Here is a 25,254-nt window from a genome sequence, read left to right as displayed (position 1 = left end):
GCCGGCTGCAGTTTTCTTGGCATCAATTTCGGCATGGCCCAGATGAGCGAGAAGGAATGCCTGATGCGGGCCATGTATTTCGAATCCAATCGGTCCAGTCCTGACGGCATGCTCGCGGTTGGCACCGTCGTGATGAACCGGCTCTATGATGGGCGCTACCCCAAGTCGGTCTGCGGCGTCGTCGGCCAGAAAAACCAGTTTGCCCAGGGTGTTCTCACCAAGCCGATGACCGATAGCGGTGCCGTTCTCGCCGCGCAGGTCGCCGATCAGGTGTTGCGCGGTGCCCGCCATCCGGGTGTTCAAAATGCCCAGCATTTCCATACGGCCGGCCTGCGCTTCCCCTATGACAACATGTTTTACGTGCTCGAAGCCGGCGGCAACGAATTTTACGAGAAGCGAACCCGCTAAAAATCGCCGCCGATATCGAAGTCACCACCACCACCCCAATCCCCGCCATCATCGATGCCGGGGTCTTCGGGTGCCGGCTCAGGCGGCGCCTCGGCCTCCGCTGCTTGCGCATCGCCGGTAAAGAGGCCAGCCAGAGCACTGCCGAGCAGTAATCCGCCGGTTACGCCAAGCGCCGTCTGCGCTGCGCCGGCAAGAAAACCACCGCCCCCGGCTGACCGGCGGCGATCGTATTGATCGCTTTCTTCGGCACGCTCACCCCACGGGCCGCGCTGCGGCGCACGTTGCGGCGCCGGGCGCTCATTGCCAAAAATACCGCCCAGAAAGCCGCCCTGCCCCTGTCGGGCCTCGAGCGCCTCGATCCGCTGCTGCGCTTCGCGAAGCGCGGCTTCCTGCACGATGATGGTTTGGGCCATATAATAGGCCGCAGCGGGGTTTTCGGCGAGGCGCTGGCGAATGAGGCGCTCAGCCTCGACATCACGCGGAGCGCTGTTGCGCTCGACATTGTGCAGCCGCTCGAACAGATCATCGATGGCGCGTTCGTCTTCGGGTCTGATCATCATGGTCTCCCTCGTCTGAGATTGGACATGGGGAGGCTTTGGCGGCGATGCAATGGCGCGGCGCCGCGGTCACATGGTTTCATTGTGGCTCGGGCTCGTCCGGTTTCCAGCCACTAACCTCGCTTTGCCGCAGCACAAAGCCGATCACCGCCGCGACGGCCTCATACAGTTCCACCGGAATAGTGTCGTCCACCTCCACATGGCTCAGCGCCTCGGCGAGGATCGGATTGGCCTCGATAACGATGCCGTTTTCGCTCGCAATGGCAAGGATTTGCTCGGCAATCAGGCCTCTGCCCTTGGCGACGATGCGCGGCGCTTGATCGCTTTGCTTGTCATATTGCAGTGCCACGGCCAGCGGCGTCACCTTCGGTTCATCCATCATCGCGTCGCATCCACGAAGTGGCCGGTGGCAGTGGGGGCAGCTGTTTCCCCCGGTGCTCCGTGGCGAACGACCAGCGCACCGGGCTTCAGACCCACAGCTTCAAGGCTGGCGCGCAATTCCTCGATATTGTCCGAAAATGCCTTGGCCGTGTCGTCACGATCGGCCCAGAGCATGATCCCGGTCGTCTGTCCGCGCAGCGAAACCTGCGCGCCGACCTCGCCCAGGTCCGGCAAATTGGTTGCAAACCGCACCTGCCAGCCCCGGTCCTCGGGGCCATTGGCCTCGCCCCCGCCATCATGATGGATTTGCAGGTGCAGCACGGCCTGATGCAGCCCCACGGCAATGGGCAGATCCATGTTCCATTGGCTTTCATTGCCCCGCTGCGCCTCGGGCAATGAAGCATGCTGATGCAACCGCAGCCGCGACAGCGCGCTTTCCGTGCGTTCGAGCAATAGCCGCCCGACGTCCTCCGCCTCCTCGGGAAAGTCCAGCTGCGGCACATCGGGCAATTTTGCCCGCGGCAGCACGTGGCGCAGCGGCGGCGGAATTTGTGCGATCTGGGCAATCTGCGGCTGGCTGCCAAGCCATTGGGCCAGCCCCTGCCGCATGGCCAGAAGTCCCGATTTGGTATCGGCACCCGCGGCGGCCGGCGAGCCTTGCGCCAACATCGCCTCCTGAAAAATACCGGAGCCGCGCAGCGCCGATTTCAGCGCCCCCGCATCGACCTTGCCGTTTGGGGCAGTCAATTGGTTGTCGAGAATCTGCCGCGCCGCCTTCAGCACCGGCTCTGGCAGACCGGCCCGGCCCACGGCCGCGGCGAGCATGCTGGTGAGGGCGCCGATACTGCCCTGGCCCGGCAGCGCCTGCTGCACCATTTGCGCCAAAGCTGCCGCCTGTGGCCCCGGCAACGCGGGCTGCACCGGCGCTGCGACTGGCGACGAGCCTGTCGGGTTGGAGCCCAGCCCGGTCATGCCATAAGGCGCCCCGCCCTGACGCTGGATGGCGGGTCCGGACGGCGCCACCGCTGCGCTGGGGGGCGCGATGATCGGAGGGCTGGCCTGGCTAGAAGGCGCGCGTGCCGCAGTTGACGCGGCAACCGGGGCCGCAATGCCCGCGGCTAGCCCCGTCGCGGCCACCGGCGGCGCAGCGGCTCCAGCCACCCCTGCGGGCGGACCATATGTGAGTGGACCCTGTGGCATTGCAGGGCGCTGCGAAATCTCGACGCTGGTTGCCGGCAATTGCTGTGGTGCAACCGAGGCCGGCGGACGGCTATCGATCAGCGCCAGCCGCAGATGCCCATCGCCCTGCTGCACGCCAAGGGTAAGTAGCGTGCCGATTGGGGTGGTATTGGGCAAAGACAGCGACATGGCCTGCCGGCCAACCTGCACCAGCGTTGCGCCGTCCGGAGCGGGTCCCAGCACGCGCCCCTCGACGATCTGCCCCGGCGCCAAAGCAAGCGCCCGCAGCATCGAACGGGCCTCGGCCGGTGATACAACGGGAAAATGCGAGGCAATCGTCATCCACAGCCAATCCCGGCCGCATCATGCGGCCAGAATCGATCCTATGGGTGATTCTTCAAAATGTAGAGAACTACCGGAAAACCGGGCGATCAATCCTTGCGAACGTCCTTGTAGTCCATCGTCGCCGGCTTGCCGCGGAAGGTGACCCAGAAGAAGTTGAGCGTATAGGTCGCCGCGGTCTTGAACACGCCTTCCTTTTCGAGCCGGCGGCCCGAGGTCTTCATCTTGAGCGCATAGGTCCATTTGACCCCGCCGACGCGCGACAGGCGTACGGCGACATCGGTGTCTTCGCCGAAGAATTCGATGGTTCGGTCATAGCCGCCCACCTTGACCCAGGCATCGCGCTTGAAGACGAAATTGCCGCCCTGCACTACCGAGCCGACGCGCAGCACGAAGCGGTTGAGCAGGTAAATGAGATAGGTCAGCCCGTAAAAACCCGAGATCATCAGGCGATTATGGGGCGCCATATCATAGTAGATATAGGGGCCGCTGAGGCAGACGAGCTTGGAGTCCTTGTTGAACTCCTTCATCACCGTCGTCAGCCAGCCTTCCGGCACCAGGGTGTCGCTGTCGATATTGGCGATCAGGTCAAAGCCTTCGCTTGCGGCAAAGCCGGCATCGCGCGCGTTGACCAGCCCCTTCTTGGGCTCATCCACCACGCGCACCCCGGCAAAGCTGCGGGCGATTTCGCCGGTGCGATCGGTCGAAGCATTGTTGACCAGGATCACGTCGGCCGGCACGCCGGACCGCTGGATTTCGGCGAGCACCGATTCCAGGCACTTTCCGACCAGCGCCTCTTCGTTATAGGCGGGGATGACGAATGCCAGCTTCATTGTTTTCCTTCTGCCGGTCGGCCGACGCTTGGGTGGCGCTGCTCATAGCGCGACATCTTCCTGGCGGCAACCTTCAGGCCCGGTTCAGGCGGGATGGTCAAGTTTCCATCTTGTGCGCCGCTTGCTATAGGTTGCCTATAGCGGGAGATCCCGGCGTAGTTGAAAGTTGTTCCAGCGCGGAGAACGTCATGCGTCGACTTGCCTTGAATGCTGCCGTTCTTTTTTGCGCCAGCCTGTTGTTCGCCGGTTCGGCTCAGGCGGCCGAGGGCCGCGCGGTTGGTGTCGATCCCGATGCGCTGGTGCGCTTCTCCGGAACCGACCGCATTCTGGCCGTCGGCGCCGATATTTCGCTGGGCGAACAGGTCGTTACCGGCCCTTCCGGCCAGGTGCAGATCGTCTTTTCCGATCAGACGCGGCTGGTCGTGGGGCCCGGCAGCGCCCTCGTCATTGAAGCCTATCTCTTCAACGGCCAGACCGCCGACAAATTCGCCATCAATGCGCTGGCCGGAAGCTTCCGCTTCATTTCGGGCCATAGTCCGAAATCGGCCTATTCGATCACGACACCCACTGCTTCCATTGCCGTGCGCGGCACCAAGTTCGATTTCAACGTCAGCCGCCCGCGCACCGACCTGATGCTTTACGAAGGCGCGGTGCGCCTCTGCTCCACCTCCGGCCAATGTCAGGAACTGATTTCGCGCTGCGATCTCGGCACGGTCGACGCCAGCGTGTCCCAATTGATCAACCACCGCGACCCCCTCCACCCGCAACTGAGCGGCGCCTTCCGCTATGCCCGCTTCCAGACCCCGCTCCTCGGCGAATTCCGCGTCAGCGGCGCCGGCAAGTGCACGGAACCGCGGCAGGAGCAGGGTGTTCCTGAAACATTGACCACGCCGGGCGGCGGCGACCCGTCAACGCCGACCACGACGACGACGACCACGACGCGTGTCACGCCGGGAAAGAACTAGCCAGGGCATGAAGCGCACAACGCGAGGTAACGGGCTCTGACTTCAACAGAACCGGAAGTGAACGAAAAGGCCGACGGACCCCTATGGTTGGCGCGGCTACGCAAGCGGCTGCGCATTCTCTACCACTCCCAGGCGCCCTTCGCCCTCCGCTTCCAGGCCGCGGTGCTGATCGTTGACCTGTCGATCATCGCCTTTTTCATCGCCAGTCCGCTGCTCAAGGGGCGCGAATATTTTCTCTGGATCGACTATTCGATCGCCGCCTTGCTGTTTATCGAGCTCGTCGCGCGCGCCCTGGCCTCCACCGACATCGTGCGCTGGTTGCGGCAGCTTCCCGTTGTCATCGACATCTTCATCCTGATCACGCTGTTGGCGCCAACCTGGCTGTTTAACCTCGGCTTCCTGCGCATTCTGCGCCTCTGGACGATCAGCAAATCCACCATCATCTGGCGGCCGCTGATCAAGCACCGGCTCGGCGCCTACAAGGAAACCATTCAGGCGGTGCTCAATCTCCTGGTATTCGTCTTCGTGGTCACGGGCTTTGTCTACACCGCCTTCGCCGATAGCGAGGGCGGGATCGGCGGCTATGTCGATGCGCTCTATTTCACCGTCGCCACCATGACCACGACCGGTTTTGGTGACATCACCCTGCCCGGCACTTTCGGCAAGCTCGTTTCCATAGCGGTCATGCTGATGGGCATTTCACTCTTCGTGCGCCTGGCGCAACTGATCTTCCGGCCCGCCAAGGTACACTTCCCCTGCCCCCAATGCGGCCTTGCCAAGCACGAACCCGACGCCGTCCACTGCAAGGCCTGCGGCCATATTCTGAACATCCCGGACGAGGGTGAAGGGTAAGGCGTCCCTCCGTTGCCTTCCAAAATTCGATGTCACCCCGGGCTCGACCCGGGGCCCATCCTGAGATCTCGAGATGGGTCCCGGCCTGCGCCGGGATGACAGTCGTCGGGTGCCAGGACGCCCAAAAAGTATCGACCAACAGAACGCTTCAACCCCGAATAACCGGCAATCGCAGCCTGAAGCAGGCGCCCGGCAAGGGGCTCGGCGCAAGGTCCAGCGTACCCTTCATGCGCTTGACGATCTGGCGGCTGATGGCCAGTCCCAGCCCGGCGCCGGTCTGATCGATGGCGCCCGTTCGCCCCCGCGAGAATTTTTCAAAGATCAGCTGGCGCTCGCCCTTACCAATGCCGGGACCATTATCGGCCACTTCCACGACGAAATTGCCCGATTTCAGCGCCGAGGTGATCCGCACCACCGGCTCGGCGGCGTCATTGTATTTCACCGCGTTGGAAATGAGATTGATGAACACCTGGCACAACCTGTCCGGATCGCCCTCGACCATGGTGCGCCCGGCGCGTTCGCCGTGATCGACGCGCATACCCTTCTGCCGCAGAAGTGCGTCGCAGACCGAAAGCGCCCGGTCGAGCGCCGCATCGGCATCGACAGGTCCGCTCTGCCAATTACGCTCGCCCCGCTCCAGCGCCGAGAGGTCGAGGATTTCGTCGAGCAGCTTGGTCAGCCGCAAGCTTTCCTGATGAATGGTCGATACGAAACGCTGGCGCTGCGTGTCATCAAGCGCGTGGCCATCGAGCAGGATTTCAGAGAATGAGCGGATGGAGGTCATCGGCGTGCGCACTTCGTGGCTCACCTGGCTCAGGAATTCGTCCTTCTGGCTATCGAGTTCGCGCAGCTGAACATTGGCGTCTTCGAGCTTTTGCGCGGTAAGCCGCAGTTCTGCCGAGGTTTTCTCCAGCTCCTGGGAATAGACGATGACCTGCTGGGTCTCGTCAGCCATCTGCATCATCTCTTCGAGCGACACATCGCTGCCGGCCACCACTTTCGAGAGCATGACATGGGCCGAAGCCGCGCCGATCGAGCCCGCCAATTCGCGCTCCAGCCGCCCGACGAATTCCGGCGTCGGCTCGAACCCGATGGGATCAACCCCGCTATCGCGCGCCGCCGATTCAAACAACGCCGCCGCTCGCTGCTCGCCTAGCACGCGCTCGGCAACGAAATATAGATCGTTGGCGGTGGCCGACCCCGGCGCAAAATTGCGCTGAGGCAGGTTCGAGCGGCGGAACACATCGACAAAGGCCGTCGCCTGAATGCGCTCCAGCGCCGATGGCGTCGTCACCAGTGAACCCAGCGTCAGCGTGAGAATATTGACCGAAAGGCTCCAGAACGCGGCATGGGCCAGCGGATCCCAGCCTTCGAGCCCGAACATGGCCTCTGGCCGCAGCCAGGAAATGCCCCAGGGCCCCTCCTGCAACAGCAGCGAAACCGCCGGCGACACGGAATCGAACGAGGGCAGGAAACAGCACCAGGCCCAAAAGACAAAGCCCAGAAATATGGCCATCGACACGGCCTTAAGCGAAGCGTCCTTCCAGAAAATCGCCGCCAGCAAGGCCGGAAAAAACTGCGCGATGGCGGTGAAGGAAATCAGCCCGATCGGCGCCAGCGCGTCGGAGTCTCGCGTGAAGAAAAAGTAGAAAAAACCGAGCGACAGGATGAGCATGATCGAAAACCGCCGCGCCACCAGTAGCACCCGGCTCACCCCCTGCCCGTCCCCATATTGCGGCGGGCTGAAACGCAGCACTAGCGGCATGATGATGTGGTTCGACACCATGATCGAGAGCGCGATGGATTCAAGAATGATCATCGACGTCGCCGACGAAAAGCCCCCGATGAACGCAAAAAGCGCCAGCCCGTTTTGTCCCGCCGCCAAAGGCAGGGTCAGCGCGAACATGTCGGGATTAGAGCCCTCCGGCATCACCGTCAGCCCATAAATGGCGATGGGCAGGATGAAGATGCTCATCAGGAGCATATAGGCCGGGAATGCCCAACCGGCGATGCGCAGGTGGTTCTCGTCGGAATTCTCGACCACCGTCACCTGAAACTGCCGCGGCAGGCAGACGATGGCGGCAATCGACAGCGCCAGCGTCGTCAGCCAGCGGCTATCAAAGCTTACGGCGGTATCCATGACGATACCCTTAGCCGCCGCCTGGCTGAAAATCCCTTCGAACCCGCCCCCGATGAAGACGACGAAGACGCCCACGGCCACCAGAGCCGTCAGCTTTACGACGGCTTCAAAGGCGATGGCCGCGACGACGCCGTGATGCTGCTCCTTGGCATCCACATGCCGCGTGCCGAAAAGGATGGTGAACAGCGCCATGCCGGCAGCGACGCCCAGCGCCAGCCCGACATCGTCAATGCCCTTGAGGCTTCCCTGCCCGAATTCCGACGATCCGGCGACGGCCTGGATCGACGAGGTGACCGCCTTCAATTGCAGCGCGATATAGGGCGCAATGCCGATCACGGCGATGCAGGTGACGAGCACACCCAGCCGGCTCGACTTGCCGAAACGGGAGGACAAAAGGTCCGCCACGGACGTGATGCGATAGAGATGGCTGATCCGCACAAGGCGGCGCAGCAGGAAATACCAGCCCACAAAAACGATTGTCGGACCAAGGTAAATCGTAAGGAATTCCAATCCACTACGGGCAGCATTTCCCACGGCACCGTAAAAGGTCCAACTGGTGCAATAGACCGAGATCGACAGGGTGTAGACCGCGGGAGAGTTGAGCCATGATTTCGGCTTCGCCCGCGCCCGCCGGTCGCCAAAATAGGCCAGCACGAAGAGCAGGCCGACATAGGCCACGGCGGTCGCGATAACGAAATCGGCCGACAGCATCTAGCTCTCGCCCTCCTCGCCATTGGCTGGCCGCTCGGGAGGCAGCCGGCTCGTTAGCACGGCGGTCCCCACAATCAGCGCCAGCCACACGCCGAACAGATAAAAGACGATCTGCGGCACGCCGAAGACGGTGAAATCGTGATTGAAGATGTGCACCAGCGGCGGCACCAGCAGCAACAGGCCGGCCGTCGTCAGCAGGAACATGCCGCCGACAATCTTACGCCGCTCCGGCATCTTCGCCCAACAGGTGCCGCACCGCGCCCACCACCTCGGCATTCGAATAGGGTTTTGTGACAAACCCATTGGCGCCAAGCTCTTCGGCGATGCGCCGATCCTGCTGCTGGCCTTTGGCCGTCAGGATCAGGACGGGCAGGTTCACCGTCTCCGCATCGGCCCGCAGGTGCTTCAGAATATCGAACCCGCTGCGCTTGGGCAGCATGACGTCGAGCACCAGCATCCGCGGCTTGAGACGCCGCACGCCCTCCAGCACGGCATCGCCATCAGTCACCGAGCTAATAGTCCAGCCGGCACGCCGAAGGATAAAATCCAGCGATTCCAGAATAGACGGCTCGTCCTCGGCAATCAGGATATCAATAGCCAAATCTCCCCCCAGTGCCCGCGGTCTCCCCTCCGCAGACGCGCACACTAAAACCCAATCAGCCGGAATCGCCAAGGCCGAATTCTTGCGGGATCAACGGCAGGCGCGTTACCGAACGCGGACCATCAGGGGTGAGCATCTCCTCCTGCCGCGCCGGACAGTCCCGCCGCGTACAGAGCCGGCAGGTCGGCCCGACCGGCACATCGGCCTCGCGATCGTCGAGATCGAGCCCCGAAGCATAGACCGTCCGGTCGGCATGGAGCACATCGCAGGCCAGCATGATCGAAATATGCGTCGCCGGTTCACGATAGGACCCCGGCCGCCTTTGCAGCGACCGCGCGAGGAACAGATAGCGCGACCCATCGGAAAACCGCACCACCTGCCGCAACAGCGTTTCCGGCTGCCGGAATGCGCCATAGATCGACCAGAGCGGACAGGCATGTCCCGAATTGGGCAGCAGCAGCCCCGGCAGCGGAAAGTGCTTGGTCAGTCGCCCCGCGGGGTCCGAGCGCAGAAACCCGAAGGGAATCCCCTCCTCGCCCGGCCGCCGCAGCGACACCAGCCGGTGCGCCACCTGCTCGAAACTGCCGTTAAAAATCTGCCGGAGCTGATCGATGTCATAGGCGAGCCCCTCGGCCTCGGCGAGAAAGCGCGAATAGGGAAAGACAATCGCCCCGGCGAGGTACGACCCCATGGCCCGCGCCGCCAACCGCCGCGTCGTCGGGCTGGTCAGCGTAGCCGCGTCGAGCGTCTCGCGCATCACATCGGCGGCGGTCAGTTCGCCGAGGAGCCGGGCGAGCTGGAACTGCCGCGTGGCGAGCGTCGTCGAACCCTGCAGCCACATGACCCGCTCGCCGGCATCAAACCGATACTGCCCCGGAAAGTCCTCTATCCCCGACGATCCGCCAATCTGCGTCCGCACCCCAAAGCGCCGTTCCAACTCCTCGACCAGCAGCGCCGGCCCGAAAGTGCCCCGCGTATCCAACTCCCTCCGCAAATCCTCGGCCACCCGCTCGAATTGCGGAAAATAGTTCTGCTGTTCGATGATGAGATCATCGATTTCGCGCATCGCCGAAACATTGCCTGCCACCCGGCTGCTGCTGTCGAACTGTCCGATCAGGCTGCGCGCCACATCGCTCAGCGCCCGCGCCTCCCGCCCAATGGCCCCGAGAAACTGCTTGCGTTCCGCCTCATCAAGATCAGGCACGTCTTCCAGAATTTCTGCGCTCGAGCGCACGGCGGTGATCCCCGAAAGGATCTGGTGCAGCAATTGGCTCAGTAGCGGATCTGACCGCAGCCGGTCGGCATAGTTGTCGGCGCTCGCCACCGCATTGGCATAGGCCCGGTGCAGCCGCGCAATGGCCCCCGCACTGGCCGGATATTGCGCTACCAATTGCCGTCTTTCATCGGGCTGAAAATCGAGCGACTCGACCACCGGATCGGCATAGGCCTCCTCAAGATCCTGCAGCAGCTTCTGCTCGTCATCCCCTGTCAGGTCCGCCGTCTCGATCTGCAGATGATGCGCCACGCGCTGCAGCAAGGCCCCGCCGATGTCGCGTTTGTTGTTTTCGATCAGATTGAGATAGCTCGGCGAAATGCCGATCAGCCGCGCCAGTGCGGCCTGCGAAATCTTCAGCGATTTCCGGCGGTTGGAGATGCGAAACCCGATGGGCGCCCGCATTGCCGTTTCCTCCCCGAAACCACGATTGCAAACGAATTTACTAGATCGCGCTCGATCAAGAACAATAATTTACAGAATTATCGTTGAATTACAATGGGATATTGCCGTCGTTTTCAAATCCGGCAAATATTAGGCAGCGTCGAGGCTCCGGCAATGTACCGGCTGCCCGCGCATAGGAGGAGATCAATGACTATTTTGAAGCGTGGCTTGTCGAGGCGCCGTGTCTTGCAGACCGGCATGGCCGGCATCATCGGTTCCGGCGTCGCCCCTCTCGTATTCACCAAGGGCGCCTGGGCCCAGGAATTCTGCAACAATCCGACGGGCGACACCGTCGTCTTCGGCCTCAACCTGCCGCTGACCGGCACCTATGCCGAAGAAGGCGCCGACGAACAGAAGGCCTATGAACTGGCCATCGCCCATATCAATGGCGAAGGCGACGGCGGGCTCGTCAACGTCCTTACCCCGACCGCCCTCAAGGGCAACGGCATCCTGGGCAAGAAGGTCACGTATGTGTCCTCCGACAGCCAGACCAAGTCCGATGTGGCCCGCGCCGGCGCCACCCGCATGATCGAGCGCGATGGCGCCATCATGATCACCGGCGGTTCGTCCTCGGGCGAAGCCATCGCCGTGCAGGGTCTTTGCCAGGAAATGGGCGTCATCTTCATGGCGGGCCTCACCCATTCCAACGATACGACCGGCAAGGACAAGCGCCGCTACGGCTTCCGCCACTTCTTCAACGCCTATCAGTCCGGCATCGGCCTCGCCCCGGTTCTCGGCCAGTCCTATGGCAATGATCGCCAGGCCTATCACCTGACGGCTGACTACACCTGGGGCTGGACCCAGGAAGAATCGATCAAGGCCGCAACCGAAGCCCTCGGCTGGAAGACGACCGCAGCCGTGCGCACGCCGCTCGGCGCCACCGACTATTCGCAGTACCTGACGCCGATCCTCAATTCCGGCGCCGACGTGCTGATCCTCAACCACTACGGCCTCGACATGGTGAATTCGCTCACCCAGGCCGTGCAGTTCGGCATGCGCGACCGCCAGGCCAATGGCAAGGATTTCCAGATCGTCACCCCGCTCATCTCCGAGCTGATGGCCAAGGGCGCCGGCGAAAGCGTCAAGGGCATCTTTGGGACATCCAACTGGCACTGGAACCTGCAGGACCCCGGCTCCATCGCCTTCACCAAGTCGTTCGGCGCCGCCTATGGCTCCCCGCCGTCCCAGGCTGCACACACCGCCTATGTTCAGGCGCTGCTCTATGCGGACGCCGTGGAACGCGCCGGCACCTTCTATCCGCCCGAAGTCATCAAGGCACTGGAAGGTCACGAATTCGACGGCATGGGCAATGGCAAGACGCTCTATCGCGCCGAAGACCACCAGTGCATCAAGTCGGTTCTCGTGGTGCAGGGCAATGAAAGCCCGACCAGCGAATTCGACGTCTTGAACGTGGTGCAGGAAATCGACCGCGATACCGTGGCCTATGATCCGGCCATCTTCGGTGGCGACCTCGGGCCGGCAGAACCGGTCCCGATGTGCGCGTAAGACGTCACGCACGCTGAGCCGCCCCCTCTCCCTCTTGGGGGAGAGGGTTACACCGAATTCGCATTGGCGAGTTGCGGTTGGGGTGAGGGGGCCTTTCTCCGCCGGGAAGGCCCCCTCACCCGGCGCTTTCGCGCCGACCTCTCCCCCGAGGGAGAGGTGAAGAACGGAGCATCCGATGTTCGAAGTCATCTTTCTGCAATTTCTCAACGGCCTCGATAAAGGCGCTGCTTATGCGCTGATCGCCCTTGGTCTCACCCTGGTGTTCGGCACTTTGGGCGTCGTCAATTTCGCCCATGGCGCGCTGTTCATGCTCGGCGCCTTCTGCGCCGTCACCGTGCGCATGTTTCTCACCATGGAAACCGTGACCCTCGACCCCGAAAAGCTCTCGCCCTGGGGCGCGCCGCTCGAAGTGCGCGAGCCTCTGGTTCAGGCCTGGCTCGGCGATTTTGGCGCGGTGCTGGTCAATTATTCCGTACCGGTCTCGATCATCATCACCATCCCGATCATGCTCCTGGTCGGCATCGCGCTCGAGCGCGGCATCATCAAGCACTTCTACAAGCGCACCCACGCCGAACAGATCCTCGTGACCTTCGGCCTTGCTATCGTCGCGCAGGAAGTCATCAAGTCCGTTTTCGGACCCAATCCCATTCCCCAGCCCATGCCGACCGATCTGCGCGGCGCCGCCGATATCGGCGCCTTTCTCGGCATGCAGGCCAATGTCATCACCTATCCGGTCTGGCGCCTGATCTATTTCGTCTTTGCCGGTGTCGTCATCGGTGGCGTCTTCGCCTTCCTGCAATTCACCACTTTCGGCATGGTCGTCCGCGCCGGCATGGCGGATCGTGAAACCGTCGGGCTCCTCGGCATCAATATCGATCGCCGCTTCACCATCATGTTCGGCCTCGCCGCCGTCGTCGCCGGCATGGCGGGCGTCATGTACACGCCCCTCCTGCCGCCAAATTACCACCTCGGCATGGACTTCCTCGTCCTCTCCTTCGTGGTCGTCGTGGTCGGCGGCATGGGCTCGCTGCCGGGCGCCGTCGCCGCGGGCTTCCTCCTCGGCATTTTGCAGTCCTTCGCCTCGATGAACCAGGTGAAAGCCATCTTCCCCGGCATCGACCAGATCATCATCTATCTCGTCGCCGTCATCATTCTTCTGGTTCGTCCCCGTGGCCTGATGGGCCGGCGCGGCGTGATGGAGGCCTGACATGACCACTTTCATGTCCCGCAAAGACCTGTTCCTGCTCCTCGGCTTCACAATTGTGGTGCTCGCCATGCCGATCTGGCTGGCGCCCTTCGGCGCCGGTTACCCAGATCTCCTGCAGCGCTTCATGATTTTCGGCATCTTCGCCGTCGGCTTCAACATCCTCTTTGGCCTCACCGGCTATCTCAGCTTCGGCCACGCCGCCTTCTTCGGCGTCGGCTCCTACGCCGCCGTCTGGTCCTTCAAGCTGCTCACCCTCGATGCCATCCCGGCGATGATCTTCGCCGTGGTGATCTCGGGCCTCTTCGCCCTCGTCATCGGCTTCCTCTGCCTTCGCCGCTCGGGCATCTATTTCTCGATCCTGACGCTCGCCTTCGCGCAGATGAGCTACAATCTCGCCTATTCGGTGCTGACGCCCATCACCAATGGCGAAACCGGCCTGCAATTGACGCTGGCCGATCCGCGCGTGCTCGACGCCGCCATGGGCCAGACCTTTGTCGGCCAGCCAGTGCCGACCCTCTTCGGCCAACAGCTCGGCGGCTATGCCGGCTTCTATTTCTGCGCCGGCTTCCTGATCCTTGCTTTCTTCATCGCCCAGCGCATTGCCGGTTCGCCCTTCGGCATGATGCTCAAGGCCATCAAATCCAACCAGACGCGCATGCAGTTCACCGGCTTCAACACCCGCCCCTACGCGCTCTCGGCCTTCGTCATCTCGGGCATGTATGCCGGCCTTGCCGGTGCCCTCCTCGCCGTCACCGATCCCTTGGCCGGCGCCGAGCGCATGCAGTGGACCGCCTCGGGCGAAGTCGTCCTGATGACCATTCTCGGCGGCGTCGGCACGCTGGTCGGCCCGGTCATCGGCGCCTGGATCATCAAATACTTTGAAAACATCCTCTCCGCGCTCAACGACAATATCCTTGCCCGCTTCTGGAGCTTCCTGCCCGATGGCGTGTCCGATGTCGTGGTCAAGATCACCAGCAAGTTCGTGGGCGATGGCTGGCACCTGACCCTTGGCCTTGCCTTCGTTATCGTCGTGATCTTCCTGCCCGGCGGCATCATGGAAGGCGTCCGGCGGCTCGCCGCGCTCTTCCGCCGCTCCGGCTCCTCCAGCCCCAAGACCAGCGCTCGCACGCAACCCGCAGAGTAGGACGAGAAGAAAATGGAAAAATCCAACGTCGTCCTGCATGTCGCAGACGTTCACAAGCGCTTCGGTGGCCTGCACGCCCTCGCCGACATCGATCTGCAAGTCGAAGAGGGCAAGACCCACGCCATCATCGGCCCCAATGGCGCCGGCAAATCGACCCTGCTCAATGTCATCATCGGCAAACTGGCACCGACGAGTGGTCAGGTGGTCTTTGATGGCACCGTGCTGACCGGCCGCAAACCGTACCAGATCAACCAGCTCGGCATTGCCCGCGTCTTTCAGACGCCGGAAATCTTTGCCGACCTGTCGGTCCTCCACAATGTCATGATCCCCGCCCTCGCCAAGCGCGACGGCATGTTCACTCTCAACATGCTGCGCGCGCTCGACAGCGAAACCGGCATTCGCGCTGAAGCCGAACACATGCTTGAAGACGTCGGCATGCTCGGCCGCCGCGAAATGCTCGCCGGCAGCCTCAGCCGTGGCGACAAGCGCCGCATGGAACTGGCCATGTGCCTCATTCAGCATCCGCGCCTGCTGCTGCTCGACGAGCCCACCGCCGGCATGAGCCGCCACGACACCAACACCACCATCGAGCTTCTCAAGAAGATCAAAAGCCGCGGCATGACCAAGGTGATCATCGAGCACGACATGCACGTCGTTTTCTCGCTGGCCGACAAGATTTCCGTGCTCGCCCAGGGCCGCATCATCGCCGATGGCTCGCCCGACGAAGTGCGCGGCAATCCCAAAGTGCAGGAAGCCTATCTCGGAGGAGCCCATTGATGAGTTCCATCGCCATGACAACCGAAACCACCGTCAGCCACGCCGCCAATATCGAAACCACCCGCCCCTTCTTCTCGGTGCGCGACATGCACGCCTATTATGGCGAGAGCTATATCGTGCAGGGCGTCTCGCTCGACGTGCGCCAGGGTGAAATCCTCGCCCTCCTCGGCCGCAATGGCGCGGGCAAAACCTCGACCCTGCGCACCATCGCCCGCACCGATAATCCGCAGATGCGGCAGGGCGAAATCTGGCTCGATGGAATGCCCATCCACCAGATGAAAAGCTTTGAGGCCGCCCGCTCCGGCATCCAGCTCGTGCCCGAAGACCGCCGCATCATCCAGGGATTGACCGTCGAGGAAAACATCGCCCTCGCCAAGGTCGCTCCCGGCAATGGCTGGAGCCTCGAACAGATCTACGAGAGCTTTCCCCGCCTCGCCGAACGCCGCACTCAGGACGGCGTCACCCTTTCCGGCGGCGAACAGCAGATGCTCGCCATCGCCCGCGCCCTCGCCCGCGACTTGAAGCTCCTGCTGCTCGATGAACCCTATGAGGGCCTCGCGCCGGTCATCGTGCACGAAATCGAGCGCATCCTGCACTCTATCAAGCCGCTCGGGATCACCACCATCATCGTCGAGCAAAACGCGGTCGCCGCGCTGAAACTGGCCGACCGCGCCGTCATCCTCGACACCGGCGAAGTCGTCTTCGCCGGCACCGCCAAGGAGGTGCTCGACAATACGGAGCTACGCCACGAATACTTGGCGATCTAACAAGCAAAAACCACCAGTAGCCCTCATGGTGAGGTGCTTTGCAGAGCAAAGCCTCGAACCACGGGGACGTGCCCCGATATTTCAACGCCACGTCCCCGTGGTTCGAGGCTCCGCTGCGCTGCACTGCGCACCTCACCGAGGACTACTTGATCAATTACGGCGGCACGAACGCGCCCCGTCCCGAGCTACCCTGGGTCTTTCAAACCCAAAGGCATTTCGCCGATTTCACCCTCTCCCCCTTGAGAGGCCCAGGGTAAATCCCCCTCAGGCGGTTCCGCCGCTATGACGATCCCCTCGCCTTCCAGCGCATCGCGCAATTCCCGCGCCAGATCGACCGCGCCCGGTGTGTCGCCATGGAGGCAAATCGACCGCGCGCCCGATTTCAGCACCGTCCCGTCGATCGCCACGATCTCCCCCTTCTGCGCCAGCCGCAGACATCGTTCGATCACCGTATCCGTATCGTGAATGACCGCGCCCTCCGCGGCCCGTGGCACCAGCAGTCCCTCGGCCGTATAGGCCCTGTCGGCATAGGCCTCGCGGATCAGCGGCACGCCCACAGCCTTGGCCGCCCGCACCTGTTCGCTATTGTCGAGCGCCAGCACCGCCATTTTCCGGTCCACCGCCTGAACGGCGGCAAAAACGGCGACCGCCATGGCCAGTTCCTCCGCCGTCTGGTTGGCCAGTGCCCCGTGCAATTTCACATATGACAGCGGCACGCCCACTTCGCTTGCGATGTGCCGAATGAGAAACATCTGGTCGCGCACCTGCCCGATCAACTGATCGAGCGGCATCACCAGCCGAAACCGCCCAAACCGCGGTTTGTCCGCATAGCCCGGATGCGCGCCGGCGCGAATGCCCCGCGCCTTGCACAGTTTCAGGATATGCCGGATCGTCTGCGCATCTCCCGCATGCCCGCCGCAGGCGATCGACGCGCTCGACACAATATCAAGCAGATCGTCGTCCGTGCCCATGCCTTCGCCAAGATCGGCGTTGAGATCTATGCTGGTCATGCAATTTCGCTCCGCAACAAAGCCTGCGCATGATCCGTTCCCACCGGCGCGAACACAAGCTCCGCATTGGGCCGCAACTGGAAAAAGCGATCGAGATCGGCCGAAATGATCGTGCCGATGCGCGGATAGCCGCCCGTCGGCTGATGATCGCGTCCCAAGACGATCGGCGTTCCATCCCCCAGAATCTGGATATCGCCGGCAACCACCGGGTCCGACACCAGCGACAAGATCCGCGCCTCGGCAAAGACCCGCGCCTCGTCGCGCAGCCGTACGCCCATTCGATCCATCATCGAAGAAATACGAAATGCGCTGGTTACGAATTTCTCCCGCAACCCCGCCTCAAAAACCTCCGCGTGCAGCCCCCAGACGAAGCGGATCGGCCCGTCAGCCCTCCGGCGCGGCGCAACCGCTGCCGGCGCCTCTCCATCCCCAATGATCGCCAATCTGTCGCCTGCCCGCAGCGCCCTTCCATCCAGCCCGCCAATCCGCGCCCGCAAACTGGTCGCCCGGCTTCCCATCACAAGCGGAACGTCGATCTCGCCGCCAAAGCGCAGATAGCCGTAATTGCCACCGGTACCGGCCAAAATGCTCAGGCGATCCCCCGCACCCAGTCGCGCAGAGCCCGGCCACTCCCGCCGCTGCCCATTGACCAAAACCTCGAACACGCCCCCGTCCCAGCCAGCCATGACCTCGCCTTCAGCGATAACCAGATCGAGCCCCAGCATGGAAAACTCGATCCCCGCCCCCGCCCCCGCGCCGCTCCCGGCTAACCGCCCCGCCCGCCGAAACGCGGATTCATCCATTGGCCCCGACGCGCTGATGCCATGGGCGAGGAAACCAAACCGCCCCGCGTCCTGAATGCTTGTCAGCGGCCCCGCCCGCTCGATCACAAATGTCGCCACCATTCAGGCCACCTCGAACGCAACGCTATCGCCCGCCCGCAACCGGGTCGGCGGCGTCGCTTCGGGCGCAAAATTGGAAAAATCGGTATGCCCGATCACATGCCATCCGGTCGGAATATCAGTGGCCGCAATCGCCGTCTGCCCCGCGGCAAACAGCACGCTCCCCGCCGCAACCCGCGGCCGCACCTTGTCCCGCCGCGGCAAGGTCAGCGTTTCCCGATGAAACCCGCAATAAACAAAGCCCGGCGCAAACCCGGTCGCCAGCACGCGCAACGGCGCCGCATTGTGCTGCCTGATGAACGCGTCCGGCGAAAGCTTCAGCAGCCCCGCCACCTCTTCAAGGTCCGGCCCCGCCTCGCCCCCAAAGCGCACCCCAACCCGATGCACGGCCCCCGTCCGCTCCGTCTGCGTCCCATGCAGCCGCAGCCGGATTTCGCCCTCGATATCCTGATGTCGTGAAGCGAGTGGATCATACCGCAGCAGCACCGAAACAAGGCTCGGCACGATCTCGATAATACCAGCGATTGGCTCGCTTTCGAGCGCTGCCGCAAAGCCGATGGCCCGGCGATTGGCTTTTTCGTCGAGACGGCTGCCGAAGCGCACGAGAATGGCGCTGTCGCCCAGCGTCTGCACCATGGGCCGTTCCGGCAGGATTTGCATTTGGCCCATTGTATCCCCCAAAAAAATTGCCCTGGCGAAGCCAAGTCCTCGCGGACCCAAAATGCTTCGTCAAGGCAGAATGCGGGTTCGGCAATCAGCGCCGGATGGCGGACAGCGTCTCAGCACTGCCCACAGAATAATGGAATAAAAGCTCTAATTGGGATCGCGACCCTCCTGCTCAACGACCGCATCGAACAATTCGCGCACATTGGCCGCGCCAATGGTTTCGATTGCCACGGCCGCGATGGCCGCAAACAATTCTGCGATTTCCTGGGGATCGGTGATTTCGGCGTCGTCTTCGTCGGCGTCTGCGTTGATCAAGGTAAACACTGTGCGCGCCTCCAATAGAGCGTTTCGAGGCAAAGTGGCGAACCACTTGAGAATCGAAAACGCGATCCAAGAACCTAGAGACCGTTCAGCGCTTCAGAGACGACGAACTTCTCTAGGGAGCTTACGAGACCAGTGTGAGCCGATTCCTGTTACGGAATAAATAACGGAATGTACCAGCACGGGTCATTCGCAAGGTTGCCAGAAAGGTCAGCCTCGCTTACGCTTCCCCCGCCTCAAGCTTTTCGAGATATTTCTCGATATCGTCGAGCGACGCGGAAAATGGTTTGGGCACATCACCATAGACGATCTTGAAGGTCTTATCGTGCCGCAGGGCGTGGCCGCCCGGCTGTCCCAAAACCTTCAGTTTCTCTGCGGTCAGAATGGTCAGGTCATAACGCGCTGCCGTGCGTTTCATGCGCCGCATGCGCGATGCGTCAAATTCCTTGCGGCTCATGCGTGCTTTCCTTGGGCTGACGAAACGTTGTCAGCCGCCTCATAGCCTGATCGCGCCTGCCCGCTCAAGAGCCGAGTTCCTGCGCAAGCCCGATCAGCAGCCCACCAGGCCCGCGGATGTAGCAGAGCCGATAGACGTTCATGTAGTCAACGACCTCGCCAACCAGTTGCGCCTGGCGCTGACGCAGCCTTGCCAGCGTCTCGTCGATATCGTCCACGGCAAACATGACCCGAAGATAGCCCAGCGCGTTGACCGGGGCATTCCGATGGTCCTCAACGACTTCAGGCATGATGAAGCGGGACAGTTCGAGCCGGCTGTGGCCGTCCGGCGTGCGCATCATGGCAATTTCGACGGTCTGATCGCCGAGGCCCGTGACGCGTCCCGCCCACTCACCCTCGACCATCGCCCGCCCCTCAAGCTCAAGTCCGATCTCGCCAAAGAACGCGATCGCCTCCTCGAGATCATCGACGACGATCCCGACATTATCCATCCGTTTGACAGCCATAGGTCCAATCTCCGAGCGCCCTACCGTTCCTCAATTCATAAAGAACCACGCGAGTTGGGCCACCTTATGTTGGCCGCTTGAGAAGCCGCGCCAGTAGTGTAACGATCGGGTCGAGGGATGGGGGACAAATTCATGGTGCAGGTTCGGCCTATAACCGAGAACGATATCGGCGGCTTTCATGCCGCTCTCGATTCCGTCGCTCGCGAGTCGAGCTTCCTGCGAAGCGACGCCGCCCCTCCTATCGACGCCGTGGCGAGTTTCGTGCGTCAAAACATCGAGAGTCAAAACCCGCAGCTTGTGGCGATCAGCGAACAAGACGGTGTTGTCGGATGGTGCGACATCGTCCGCGCCAGCGGGCGGCACGAAAGCCATGTGGGCGAACTCGGCATGGGTGTCGTCGCAGAGTGGCGCGGCCGCGGCATTGGCAAGCAGCTTTTGGTGGACACGATCGCGGCCGCCGATGCCTGCAACGTCCTGCGTATCGAACTGAGCGTCCACTCGGACAATCACAAGGCCATAGCGCTTTACCGACGCTTCGGCTTTGTGGATGAAGGACGAAAGCTCCGCGCCCGCATGAGGAACTCCGGCGCGGTAGACATATTTCTGATGGCGCGCCTGCGCCCAGAGCAATTCTGGCCCGGCAATACATGAAGCCAGCCGGGCCGTGCCGCCCGCCCTCCAAATTGACGAAAGAGCTTGCGGCTTGCTTGGGGTGGGGAACAGACCGGCGGCTTTACAACTCGACCGTTGAAAAGCTGCCAGCTTGGAAGGGTTTCAAGCTCCAGAGCATATTCCGGCCCTCGCCCCACCCCTGAGCGAACCTTCAGGAGACAATTGGCACCCATATCTCTACGACTCCGCGCCCGGTTTCTCCGTCAAACCGGTTGTCGTATCGTTCAAAGTCTGGTGCCTTGGCGGGTTCCATTCCCGCTTCGGGCAAAAACTTGTTCCAGATCGTATAAGCTGTCTTGGGCAGGTCGGAGATATGACCGCTATGCGTGAACACCGCATAGAGCTGCGAAGGCAGGTCAACCGCTTCCATGCCGGCCGTCGGTCCCGTGGCCTCCACGCCTGCAATGTAGCGGAAGTTACCGGCCTGATCGGCCAGGCAGCACACGCCATAGGCCGCACCAGTGACAGCGCCCTTGACGTCGCCGGCCCGGGGATTGAATGACTGCCAGAGAGTGGGAATGGCGCCGGTCTGCGCAAACGAACAATCGGCGCCGAAGCCGACAACACGGAATGCAGAGCGGTGCTCTTTGCGGGGTGCACTGACCGGCACGATCATTTCTTTATTCATTTCGTACGGCTCCATAAGGCTAAGGGTTACAGTTGGTTGTTCCTTGCGAAGCTGACGTGGCGTGATGCCGAAATAGCTTGCAAAGGCACGTGTGAACGCCTCGTGAGACCCATAGCCAGCGTCCAACGCCACATTGAGTATGCTTTGGTTGCTGCTGGTGATCGCGCGCGCTGCATTGGAGAGCCTGCGCGCTCGAACGTAGGACATGATCGTCATGGATGTAGCGAGCTGAAAAACCCGGCACATGTGGTGGATATTGACGGCGCACCGCTCTGAAAGCGACTGAAGCGTCACTTCTGAAGTTAGGTCCACTTCGATCTGCCAGATCACCCGATCCAAAACCGGCATGAATGCTCCTTCTCGTTCACGCCGTCCAAATGCCTGCCCGGATGGAGACGCGCTTGATCGCATTTGACTTTATTGGATCTGCCGGGGTGCGGCGTGAGATTAGGTCCGCTTCCGGGACAGCGAACTAAGGGACGGCATGGCCGAAGTGGGGTCGGTTCCAGCCATCTCTATCGGGCTATGGCGTAGAATCGGCGCTGGGCCGTGCCGCTTGGTGAACGTGCGGCTTTCATGCCGCTCTGGATTTGCGCCGCAGCATGATCAGATCACTGCCCGTCACTTCGCCGCTTGCTACACGAAACTCGCGTTTGCCGATGGGACAGAAGCCGAAACGGCGATAGAACCTTTGCGCTGCCACGTTCTCTTCCCAAACGTCGAGGTAAATGTCTTCTGCTTTGGACAGCTCAGGACGACGAAGCGCCTGCTCCATCAGTCGCTGACCGATTCCCGCATTTTGCGATCTCGATTGCACGTAGACCCGCCGGATCTCCCAGGCTTTACCGCCTTCATAGTGTCCGAACTGAAGGAAGCCTACAAACGCGTCGTCCTGTACGGCAACCAGCACAACGTCCCGGTGAAGGATATTCTCGAAACACGGAACGGACAGGTTGTTGGCAAGGTGCGCAGCCAGATTTGATGGCTCAAACGAGTGCCCGAAAGCGGTCACGTACGTTTCGGTGGCTAAGTCACGGAGCCGTGCCACATCATGCTGTTCTGCTTGTCGAAAGACAATCATGGGCCATTCTCCGCAGTTGGTCCAAGATTAGCACAGGCCCAACAAAGCGGTCAGCTTTGAAAATCCGCATGTCATGCCTAGGGCGGCGTGCCGCCCGGTAATCGGCGGCAAAAACGAGCCATAGAGGCCGATCAGCGGAGATGGCGGGCTGACACCGACGAAACGCAGAACTACGCCTACGCTATAGCCCTCTAAAATTTAGGCATGAGCAAAGAGCCGAAGGGCGTGAGAAGCTGACCAACAGCGCTGTCGAAAGACGAGAGCGGGACGACATCCGCGCATCTTGAGGTTATGGTTTGCCGCGCGGGATGTTGAGCCGTGATAGCGTTTGAGGACACATTGGCCGAGTGGATAGACATACGGGCCATCAGAGGCCCTGAAAGCCCTGAGGGCTTCACGGAAATTGTTTCTCAGAAGTCTCTCGCGGGGGATCTTCATCGCTACATCGTTCGGCGGTGGTGGCACCCGGCTGAAATAGAAGAAGGCCTGTATGACGAGGGGTACTGGTCAATCACCGAAGTATCCGGCCTCTTCAGCACGCTGGACGATTGCGAGCGGGAGGCTGACGCCGTGATCCCATGGCTACGACAACGCAAGACAAACACTTGAGATATGGCCACCCAGGCAGCCCCCAACCAAATCGGTGTACGGCCGCTTTTGAATTGTGCCTTATGGATCAACTACAACCGCATTGGGCTGGATGCCGCCGTCGCTGCTCTCAAGATTATATCGGGCTATAGCGTAGAACCGGCAGTTTGCTCTCTCACCCCGCGGAATGCGGTGATCGGCAGCAATACAGTGCCATAGCGTGCAATCAGCGGAGATGGCGGGTAGGGAGGGATTCGAACCCCCGGAAGGCTTTCACCTTCGCCGGTTTTCAAGACCGGAGCAATCAACCGCTCTGCCACCTACCCGTGGCACTGCCTTTAGCGTCGGCTTTTAGCGCTGTCCAGTGGCGACGCGCCGACGTTGCTTGTTGCTCCCCGTTCATCCCCACCGTCAGTACTGAAATGAAGCATGTTTCCCCCGCAACCTTCGCTACGGCGTCAGCACCACCGAGCCGGTCGTCTCGCGTCCCTCAAGGGCCCGATGCGCCTTTTCGGCCTCTTCCAGCTTGAACCGAGCGCCGATCCCGACCTTTATCGCCCCCGATTTGATCGCGCCGAACAGCGCCTCGGCGCCCTCCAGCAGATCCTCGCGCTTGGTGAAATAGTGGCCACCGGTCGGTCGCGTCACATAGAGTGAGCCTTTTCGTGACAGCACGGTCAGGTCGGGAATCGAAACCACGCCCGAGGCATTACCGAAACTGGCGAGCAGCCCACGCGGCCGCAGGCAGTCGAGCGAGCCCTCAAACGTTGACTTGCCGACGCCGTCATAGACGACATCGACGCCCTTGCCCCCGGTGATCTCGCGCACCCGCGCCGGAAAATCCTCGGCGCGGTAATCGATCACATGATCGCAGCCATGCGCCTTGGCGAGCGCGACCTTTGCCGCCCCGCCCGCCGTGCCGATCACCGTCGCGCCCAGCGCCTTGGCCCATTGCGTCGCAATGAGGCCGGTTCCGCCCGCCGCAGCGTGCCAAAGAATGGTCTGCCCGGCCTCAACCGGCCATGTCTTGAACAGCAGGAAGTAGGCAGTCAGCCCCTTGAGCACGACCGCCGCCGCCGTTTCGTCATCGACCCCGTCGGGAATGGGAATGAGCTTTTCGACCGCCGCCAGACGCTCAGCGGCATAGGCACCCACCTGCCCCTGATAGCAAACCCGATCGCCAACCTTGACCGCGGTTACGCCGGGTCCAACAGCACGAACGACGCCGGCCCCTTCATTGCCGCCCACGAAGGGCAGCGGCTGCGGGTAAAGCCCCGAGCGCTGATAGGTGTCGATGAAATTGAGGCCGATCGCCTTTTGCTCGATCAGCGCTTGCCCCGGACCCGGCTCCTTCACCGGCCAGTCCTCGACCGACAGCACTTCCGGGCCGCCGGTCTGGTTGATGGCAACGACGCGGGTCATTTGGGCGCCCTCGGCTTGCGCGGCGCCGATTTGGGCCGCGACTGCGCTTGCCTTGCCGCCGGTGTCTTGGGGCGGGGTTTTGCGCCACTCACAGCGGCAACGCCTGCCGCTGCCGACACCGAGCCCGTATCGCCGGTAAAGGGCGTCATCTGATTCTTGCCCGTGCCCCCGCCCGAAGCGCGCAGCTTGCGGCCCTTGGCAAGGATGTTGACCGCCTCCACCAGCACCGAGAAGGCCATGGCCGAATAGATATAGCCCTTGGGAATGTGCAGACCGAGCCCGTCGGCCACCAGCGTCACGCCGATCAGCAACAGGAAGGCCAGCGCCAGCATCTTCGTGGTCGGGTGATCGGCCACGAATTTGGCAATCGGGCCGGAGGCGAAGAACATCACGGCAACGGCGACAATCACGGCGGCGATCATCACCCCGACCTGATCCGCCGGCACCATGCCCACGGCGGTAATGATCGAGTCGATGGAAAATACCGCGTCGATGACGACGATCTGCAACAGGATAGCCTGGAGGCTCGCCTTGGCAGCCTCCTTGAGGCCAGCCTCGTGCGGCTCTTCGATGGCCGCATGCATTTCATGGGTCGCCTTGTAGATCAGGAAGGCGCCACCGGCGATGAGAATGATGTCCTTCCACGAGAAGGCATGGTCGAAAGCGGTAAACACCGGCTCCTTGAGCTGCACGATCACGCTGATCAGCAGCAGGAGAATGATGCGGAACACCAGCGCCAGGCCGATACCGAGTTTTCTTGCAAATTCCGCCTGCTCGCGCGGCAGGCGCGACACCAGCACCGAAATGAACACGATATTGTCGATGCCCAGCACGATCTCCATGATCGTCAGGGTGAGGAAGGCGACCCAGACATTGGGATCGTAGAGAAGCTCAAGCATGGTGGATTCCGTAATG

The 25,254-nt window shown here is 62.0% G+C and carries 26 protein-coding genes, 1 tRNA gene and 1 pseudogene; 9 read left to right on the top strand and 19 right to left on the bottom strand.

Annotation, left to right across the window (positions count from 1 at the left end; all coding sequences use genetic code 11):
* Positions 1-33: 33 nt before the first annotated feature.
* A pseudogene (locus tag ASD83_RS02715) lies at positions 34-405 on the top strand (cell wall hydrolase); the annotation flags it as partial.
* Here the strand turns inward: ASD83_RS02715 and ASD83_RS02710 are convergent.
* From ASD83_RS02710 to ASD83_RS02695, 4 genes are all read right to left on the bottom strand, one after another.
* Positions 405-968, bottom strand: coding sequence for a DUF2076 domain-containing protein (locus ASD83_RS02710; RefSeq protein ID WP_244489084.1), 564 nt, complete (start codon positions 966-968; stop codon positions 405-407). The pseudogene ASD83_RS02715 and the gene ASD83_RS02710 overlap by 1 nt on opposite strands.
* A 76-nt stretch (positions 969-1,044) precedes the next feature.
* A complete protein-coding gene (locus ASD83_RS02705) occupies positions 1,045-1,347 on the bottom strand; it encodes an EscU/YscU/HrcU family type III secretion system export apparatus switch protein (protein ID WP_056307700.1) in 303 nt (100 codons plus the stop codon).
* Complete coding sequence (locus ASD83_RS02700; protein ID WP_056307698.1) at positions 1,344-2,867, bottom strand: flagellar hook-length control protein FliK; 1,524 nt, start codon at positions 2,865-2,867, stop codon at positions 1,344-1,346. The genes ASD83_RS02705 and ASD83_RS02700 overlap by 4 nt, the downstream gene beginning before the upstream one ends.
* A gap of 89 nt (positions 2,868-2,956) precedes the next feature.
* Positions 2,957-3,700: a glycosyltransferase family 2 protein gene (locus ASD83_RS02695; protein WP_056307696.1), complete on the bottom strand. Its 744-nt coding sequence runs from the start codon at positions 3,698-3,700 to the stop codon at positions 2,957-2,959.
* Positions 3,701-3,888: 188 nt separating this feature from the next.
* Between ASD83_RS02695 and ASD83_RS02690 the strand changes: the two genes are divergently transcribed.
* Entirely contained in the window at positions 3,889-4,665 is a 777-nt protein-coding gene (locus ASD83_RS02690) for a FecR domain-containing protein (protein ID WP_162249116.1), read from the top strand.
* 57 nt (positions 4,666-4,722) lie between these two features.
* Entirely contained in the window at positions 4,723-5,517 is a 795-nt protein-coding gene (locus ASD83_RS02685; protein ID WP_056307691.1) for an ion channel, read from the top strand.
* A gap of 148 nt (positions 5,518-5,665) precedes the next feature.
* Here the strand turns inward: ASD83_RS02685 and ASD83_RS02680 are convergent, their stop codons facing one another.
* The 4 genes from ASD83_RS02680 to ASD83_RS02665 are packed head-to-tail and all read right to left on the bottom strand — an operon-like array spanning position 5,666 to position 10,647.
* Positions 5,666-8,368, bottom strand: a complete 2,703-nt coding sequence (locus ASD83_RS02680; protein ID WP_056307689.1) for a sensor histidine kinase — start codon at positions 8,366-8,368, stop codon at positions 5,666-5,668.
* Positions 8,369-8,602 (bottom strand): hypothetical protein, encoded by a 234-nt coding sequence (locus ASD83_RS02675; RefSeq protein ID WP_056307687.1) that lies wholly within the window; start codon positions 8,600-8,602, stop codon positions 8,369-8,371.
* Entirely contained in the window at positions 8,586-8,969 is a 384-nt protein-coding gene (locus tag ASD83_RS02670; protein WP_056307685.1) for a response regulator transcription factor, read from the bottom strand. Before ASD83_RS02670 ends, ASD83_RS02675 begins: the two co-directional genes overlap by 17 nt.
* Positions 8,970-9,024: 55 nt before the next feature.
* Positions 9,025-10,647, bottom strand: coding sequence for a helix-turn-helix domain-containing protein (locus ASD83_RS02665; RefSeq protein ID WP_056307683.1), 1,623 nt, complete (start codon positions 10,645-10,647; stop codon positions 9,025-9,027).
* Positions 10,648-10,833: 186 nt separating this feature from the next.
* On the opposite strand from ASD83_RS02665, the gene ASD83_RS02660 reads away from it, so the two are divergent.
* From ASD83_RS02660 to ASD83_RS02640, 5 genes are all read left to right on the top strand, one after another.
* Entirely contained in the window at positions 10,834-12,192 is a 1,359-nt protein-coding gene (locus tag ASD83_RS02660; RefSeq protein ID WP_056307681.1) for a substrate-binding protein, read from the top strand.
* 175 nt (positions 12,193-12,367) lie between these two features.
* A complete protein-coding gene (locus ASD83_RS02655) occupies positions 12,368-13,399 on the top strand; it encodes a branched-chain amino acid ABC transporter permease (protein ID WP_056307679.1) in 1,032 nt (343 codons plus the stop codon).
* Between the two features lies 1 nt (position 13,400).
* Positions 13,401-14,543, top strand: coding sequence for a branched-chain amino acid ABC transporter permease (locus ASD83_RS02650; protein WP_056307677.1), 1,143 nt, complete (start codon positions 13,401-13,403; stop codon positions 14,541-14,543).
* 12 nt (positions 14,544-14,555) lie between these two features.
* A complete protein-coding gene (locus ASD83_RS02645) occupies positions 14,556-15,320 on the top strand; it encodes an ABC transporter ATP-binding protein (protein WP_056307675.1) in 765 nt (254 codons plus the stop codon).
* Between the two features lie 14 nt (positions 15,321-15,334).
* A complete protein-coding gene (locus ASD83_RS02640) occupies positions 15,335-16,087 on the top strand; it encodes an ABC transporter ATP-binding protein (protein ID WP_056309805.1) in 753 nt (250 codons plus the stop codon).
* A gap of 185 nt (positions 16,088-16,272) precedes the next feature.
* Here the strand turns inward: ASD83_RS02640 and ASD83_RS02635 are convergent, their stop codons facing one another.
* From ASD83_RS02635 to ASD83_RS02610, 6 genes are all read right to left on the bottom strand, one after another.
* Complete coding sequence (locus ASD83_RS02635; RefSeq protein ID WP_056307673.1) at positions 16,273-17,097, bottom strand: LamB/YcsF family protein; 825 nt, start codon at positions 17,095-17,097, stop codon at positions 16,273-16,275.
* Positions 17,094-18,002 (bottom strand): biotin-dependent carboxyltransferase family protein, encoded by a 909-nt coding sequence (locus ASD83_RS02630; protein ID WP_056307672.1) that lies wholly within the window; start codon positions 18,000-18,002, stop codon positions 17,094-17,096. The genes ASD83_RS02635 and ASD83_RS02630 overlap by 4 nt, the downstream gene beginning before the upstream one ends.
* Entirely contained in the window at positions 18,003-18,668 is a 666-nt protein-coding gene (locus ASD83_RS02625) for a 5-oxoprolinase subunit B family protein (protein ID WP_056307669.1), read from the bottom strand.
* Between the two features lie 144 nt (positions 18,669-18,812).
* Positions 18,813-18,989, bottom strand: coding sequence for a hypothetical protein (locus ASD83_RS02620; protein WP_156385712.1), 177 nt, complete (start codon positions 18,987-18,989; stop codon positions 18,813-18,815).
* A 217-nt stretch (positions 18,990-19,206) separates the two neighbouring features.
* Complete coding sequence (locus ASD83_RS02615) at positions 19,207-19,443, bottom strand: hypothetical protein (protein WP_056307667.1); 237 nt, start codon at positions 19,441-19,443, stop codon at positions 19,207-19,209.
* A gap of 64 nt (positions 19,444-19,507) precedes the next feature.
* Positions 19,508-19,948 carry a VOC family protein gene (locus ASD83_RS02610; protein ID WP_056307663.1) on the bottom strand — a complete coding sequence of 147 codons (441 nt, stop codon included), beginning with the start codon at positions 19,946-19,948 and terminating at the stop codon, positions 19,508-19,510.
* Positions 19,949-20,080: 132 nt separating this feature from the next.
* Here ASD83_RS02610 and ASD83_RS02605 point away from each other — a divergent pair, with 132 nt between their 5' ends.
* A complete protein-coding gene (locus ASD83_RS02605; protein WP_162249115.1) occupies positions 20,081-20,599 on the top strand; it encodes a GNAT family N-acetyltransferase in 519 nt (172 codons plus the stop codon).
* Between the two features lie 172 nt (positions 20,600-20,771).
* Here ASD83_RS02605 and ASD83_RS02600 read toward each other — a convergent pair whose 3' ends face one another.
* From ASD83_RS02600 to ASD83_RS02575, 5 genes are all read right to left on the bottom strand, one after another.
* Positions 20,772-21,596 (bottom strand): AraC family transcriptional regulator, encoded by an 825-nt coding sequence (locus ASD83_RS02600; RefSeq protein ID WP_056307661.1) that lies wholly within the window; start codon positions 21,594-21,596, stop codon positions 20,772-20,774.
* A gap of 226 nt (positions 21,597-21,822) precedes the next feature.
* Entirely contained in the window at positions 21,823-22,329 is a 507-nt protein-coding gene (locus ASD83_RS02595) for a GNAT family N-acetyltransferase (protein ID WP_056307659.1), read from the bottom strand.
* Positions 22,330-23,153: 824 nt separating this feature from the next.
* Positions 23,154-23,243: transfer RNA gene (locus ASD83_RS02585), tRNA-Ser, on the bottom strand.
* Between the two features lie 124 nt (positions 23,244-23,367).
* On the bottom strand, positions 23,368-24,339 hold the full coding sequence (locus tag ASD83_RS02580) for a quinone oxidoreductase family protein (RefSeq protein WP_056307656.1): 972 nt from the start codon (positions 24,337-24,339) through the stop codon (positions 23,368-23,370).
* Entirely contained in the window at positions 24,336-25,238 is a 903-nt protein-coding gene (locus ASD83_RS02575; RefSeq protein ID WP_082560915.1) for a TerC family protein, read from the bottom strand. The genes ASD83_RS02580 and ASD83_RS02575 overlap by 4 nt, the downstream gene beginning before the upstream one ends.
* Between the last annotated feature and the right edge of the window lie 16 nt (positions 25,239-25,254).

Origin of the sequence: Devosia sp. Root685 (genome assembly GCF_001427875.1) — a bacterium.
GTDB lineage: Bacteria > Pseudomonadota > Alphaproteobacteria > Rhizobiales > Devosiaceae > Devosia.
Note: the sequence above shows the minus strand (reverse complement) of the source record. Positions and strands in the feature narration are given on the sequence as shown.

What these genes read in the sequence shown, in the direction of transcription:
- ASD83_RS02710 (WP_244489084.1), bottom strand. Translation starts at nt 968, where the DNA reads ATGATGATCAGACCCGAAGACGAACGCGCCATCGATGATCTGTTCGAG.
- ASD83_RS02705 (WP_056307700.1), bottom strand. Translation starts at nt 1,347, where the DNA reads ATGATGGATGAACCGAAGGTGACGCCGCTGGCCGTGGCACTGCAATAT.
- ASD83_RS02700 (WP_056307698.1), bottom strand. Translation starts at nt 2,867, where the DNA reads ATGACGATTGCCTCGCATTTTCCCGTTGTATCACCGGCCGAGGCCCGT.
- ASD83_RS02695 (WP_056307696.1), bottom strand. Translation starts at nt 3,700, where the DNA reads ATGAAGCTGGCATTCGTCATCCCCGCCTATAACGAAGAGGCGCTGGTC.
- ASD83_RS02690 (WP_162249116.1), top strand. Translation starts at nt 3,889, where the DNA reads ATGCGTCGACTTGCCTTGAATGCTGCCGTTCTTTTTTGCGCCAGCCTG.
- ASD83_RS02680 (WP_056307689.1), bottom strand. Translation starts at nt 8,368, where the DNA reads ATGCTGTCGGCCGATTTCGTTATCGCGACCGCCGTGGCCTATGTCGGC.
- ASD83_RS02675 (WP_056307687.1), bottom strand. Translation starts at nt 8,602, where the DNA reads ATGCCGGAGCGGCGTAAGATTGTCGGCGGCATGTTCCTGCTGACGACG.
- ASD83_RS02665 (WP_056307683.1), bottom strand. Translation starts at nt 10,647, where the DNA reads ATGCGGGCGCCCATCGGGTTTCGCATCTCCAACCGCCGGAAATCGCTG.
- ASD83_RS02660 (WP_056307681.1), top strand. Translation starts at nt 10,834, where the DNA reads ATGACTATTTTGAAGCGTGGCTTGTCGAGGCGCCGTGTCTTGCAGACC.
- ASD83_RS02655 (WP_056307679.1), top strand. Translation starts at nt 12,368, where the DNA reads ATGTTCGAAGTCATCTTTCTGCAATTTCTCAACGGCCTCGATAAAGGC.
- ASD83_RS02650 (WP_056307677.1), top strand. Translation starts at nt 13,401, where the DNA reads ATGACCACTTTCATGTCCCGCAAAGACCTGTTCCTGCTCCTCGGCTTC.
- ASD83_RS02645 (WP_056307675.1), top strand. Translation starts at nt 14,556, where the DNA reads ATGGAAAAATCCAACGTCGTCCTGCATGTCGCAGACGTTCACAAGCGC.
- ASD83_RS02640 (WP_056309805.1), top strand. Translation starts at nt 15,335, where the DNA reads ATGACAACCGAAACCACCGTCAGCCACGCCGCCAATATCGAAACCACC.
- ASD83_RS02635 (WP_056307673.1), bottom strand. Translation starts at nt 17,097, where the DNA reads ATGACCAGCATAGATCTCAACGCCGATCTTGGCGAAGGCATGGGCACG.
- ASD83_RS02630 (WP_056307672.1), bottom strand. Translation starts at nt 18,002, where the DNA reads ATGGTGGCGACATTTGTGATCGAGCGGGCGGGGCCGCTGACAAGCATT.
- ASD83_RS02625 (WP_056307669.1), bottom strand. Translation starts at nt 18,668, where the DNA reads ATGGGCCAAATGCAAATCCTGCCGGAACGGCCCATGGTGCAGACGCTG.
- ASD83_RS02615 (WP_056307667.1), bottom strand. Translation starts at nt 19,443, where the DNA reads ATGAGCCGCAAGGAATTTGACGCATCGCGCATGCGGCGCATGAAACGC.
- ASD83_RS02610 (WP_056307663.1), bottom strand. Translation starts at nt 19,948, where the DNA reads ATGGCTGTCAAACGGATGGATAATGTCGGGATCGTCGTCGATGATCTC.
- ASD83_RS02605 (WP_162249115.1), top strand. Translation starts at nt 20,081, where the DNA reads ATGGTGCAGGTTCGGCCTATAACCGAGAACGATATCGGCGGCTTTCAT.
- ASD83_RS02600 (WP_056307661.1), bottom strand. Translation starts at nt 21,596, where the DNA reads ATGCCGGTTTTGGATCGGGTGATCTGGCAGATCGAAGTGGACCTAACT.
- ASD83_RS02595 (WP_056307659.1), bottom strand. Translation starts at nt 22,329, where the DNA reads ATGATTGTCTTTCGACAAGCAGAACAGCATGATGTGGCACGGCTCCGT.
- ASD83_RS02580 (WP_056307656.1), bottom strand. Translation starts at nt 24,339, where the DNA reads ATGACCCGCGTCGTTGCCATCAACCAGACCGGCGGCCCGGAAGTGCTG.
- ASD83_RS02575 (WP_082560915.1), bottom strand. Translation starts at nt 25,238, where the DNA reads ATGCTTGAGCTTCTCTACGATCCCAATGTCTGGGTCGCCTTCCTCACC.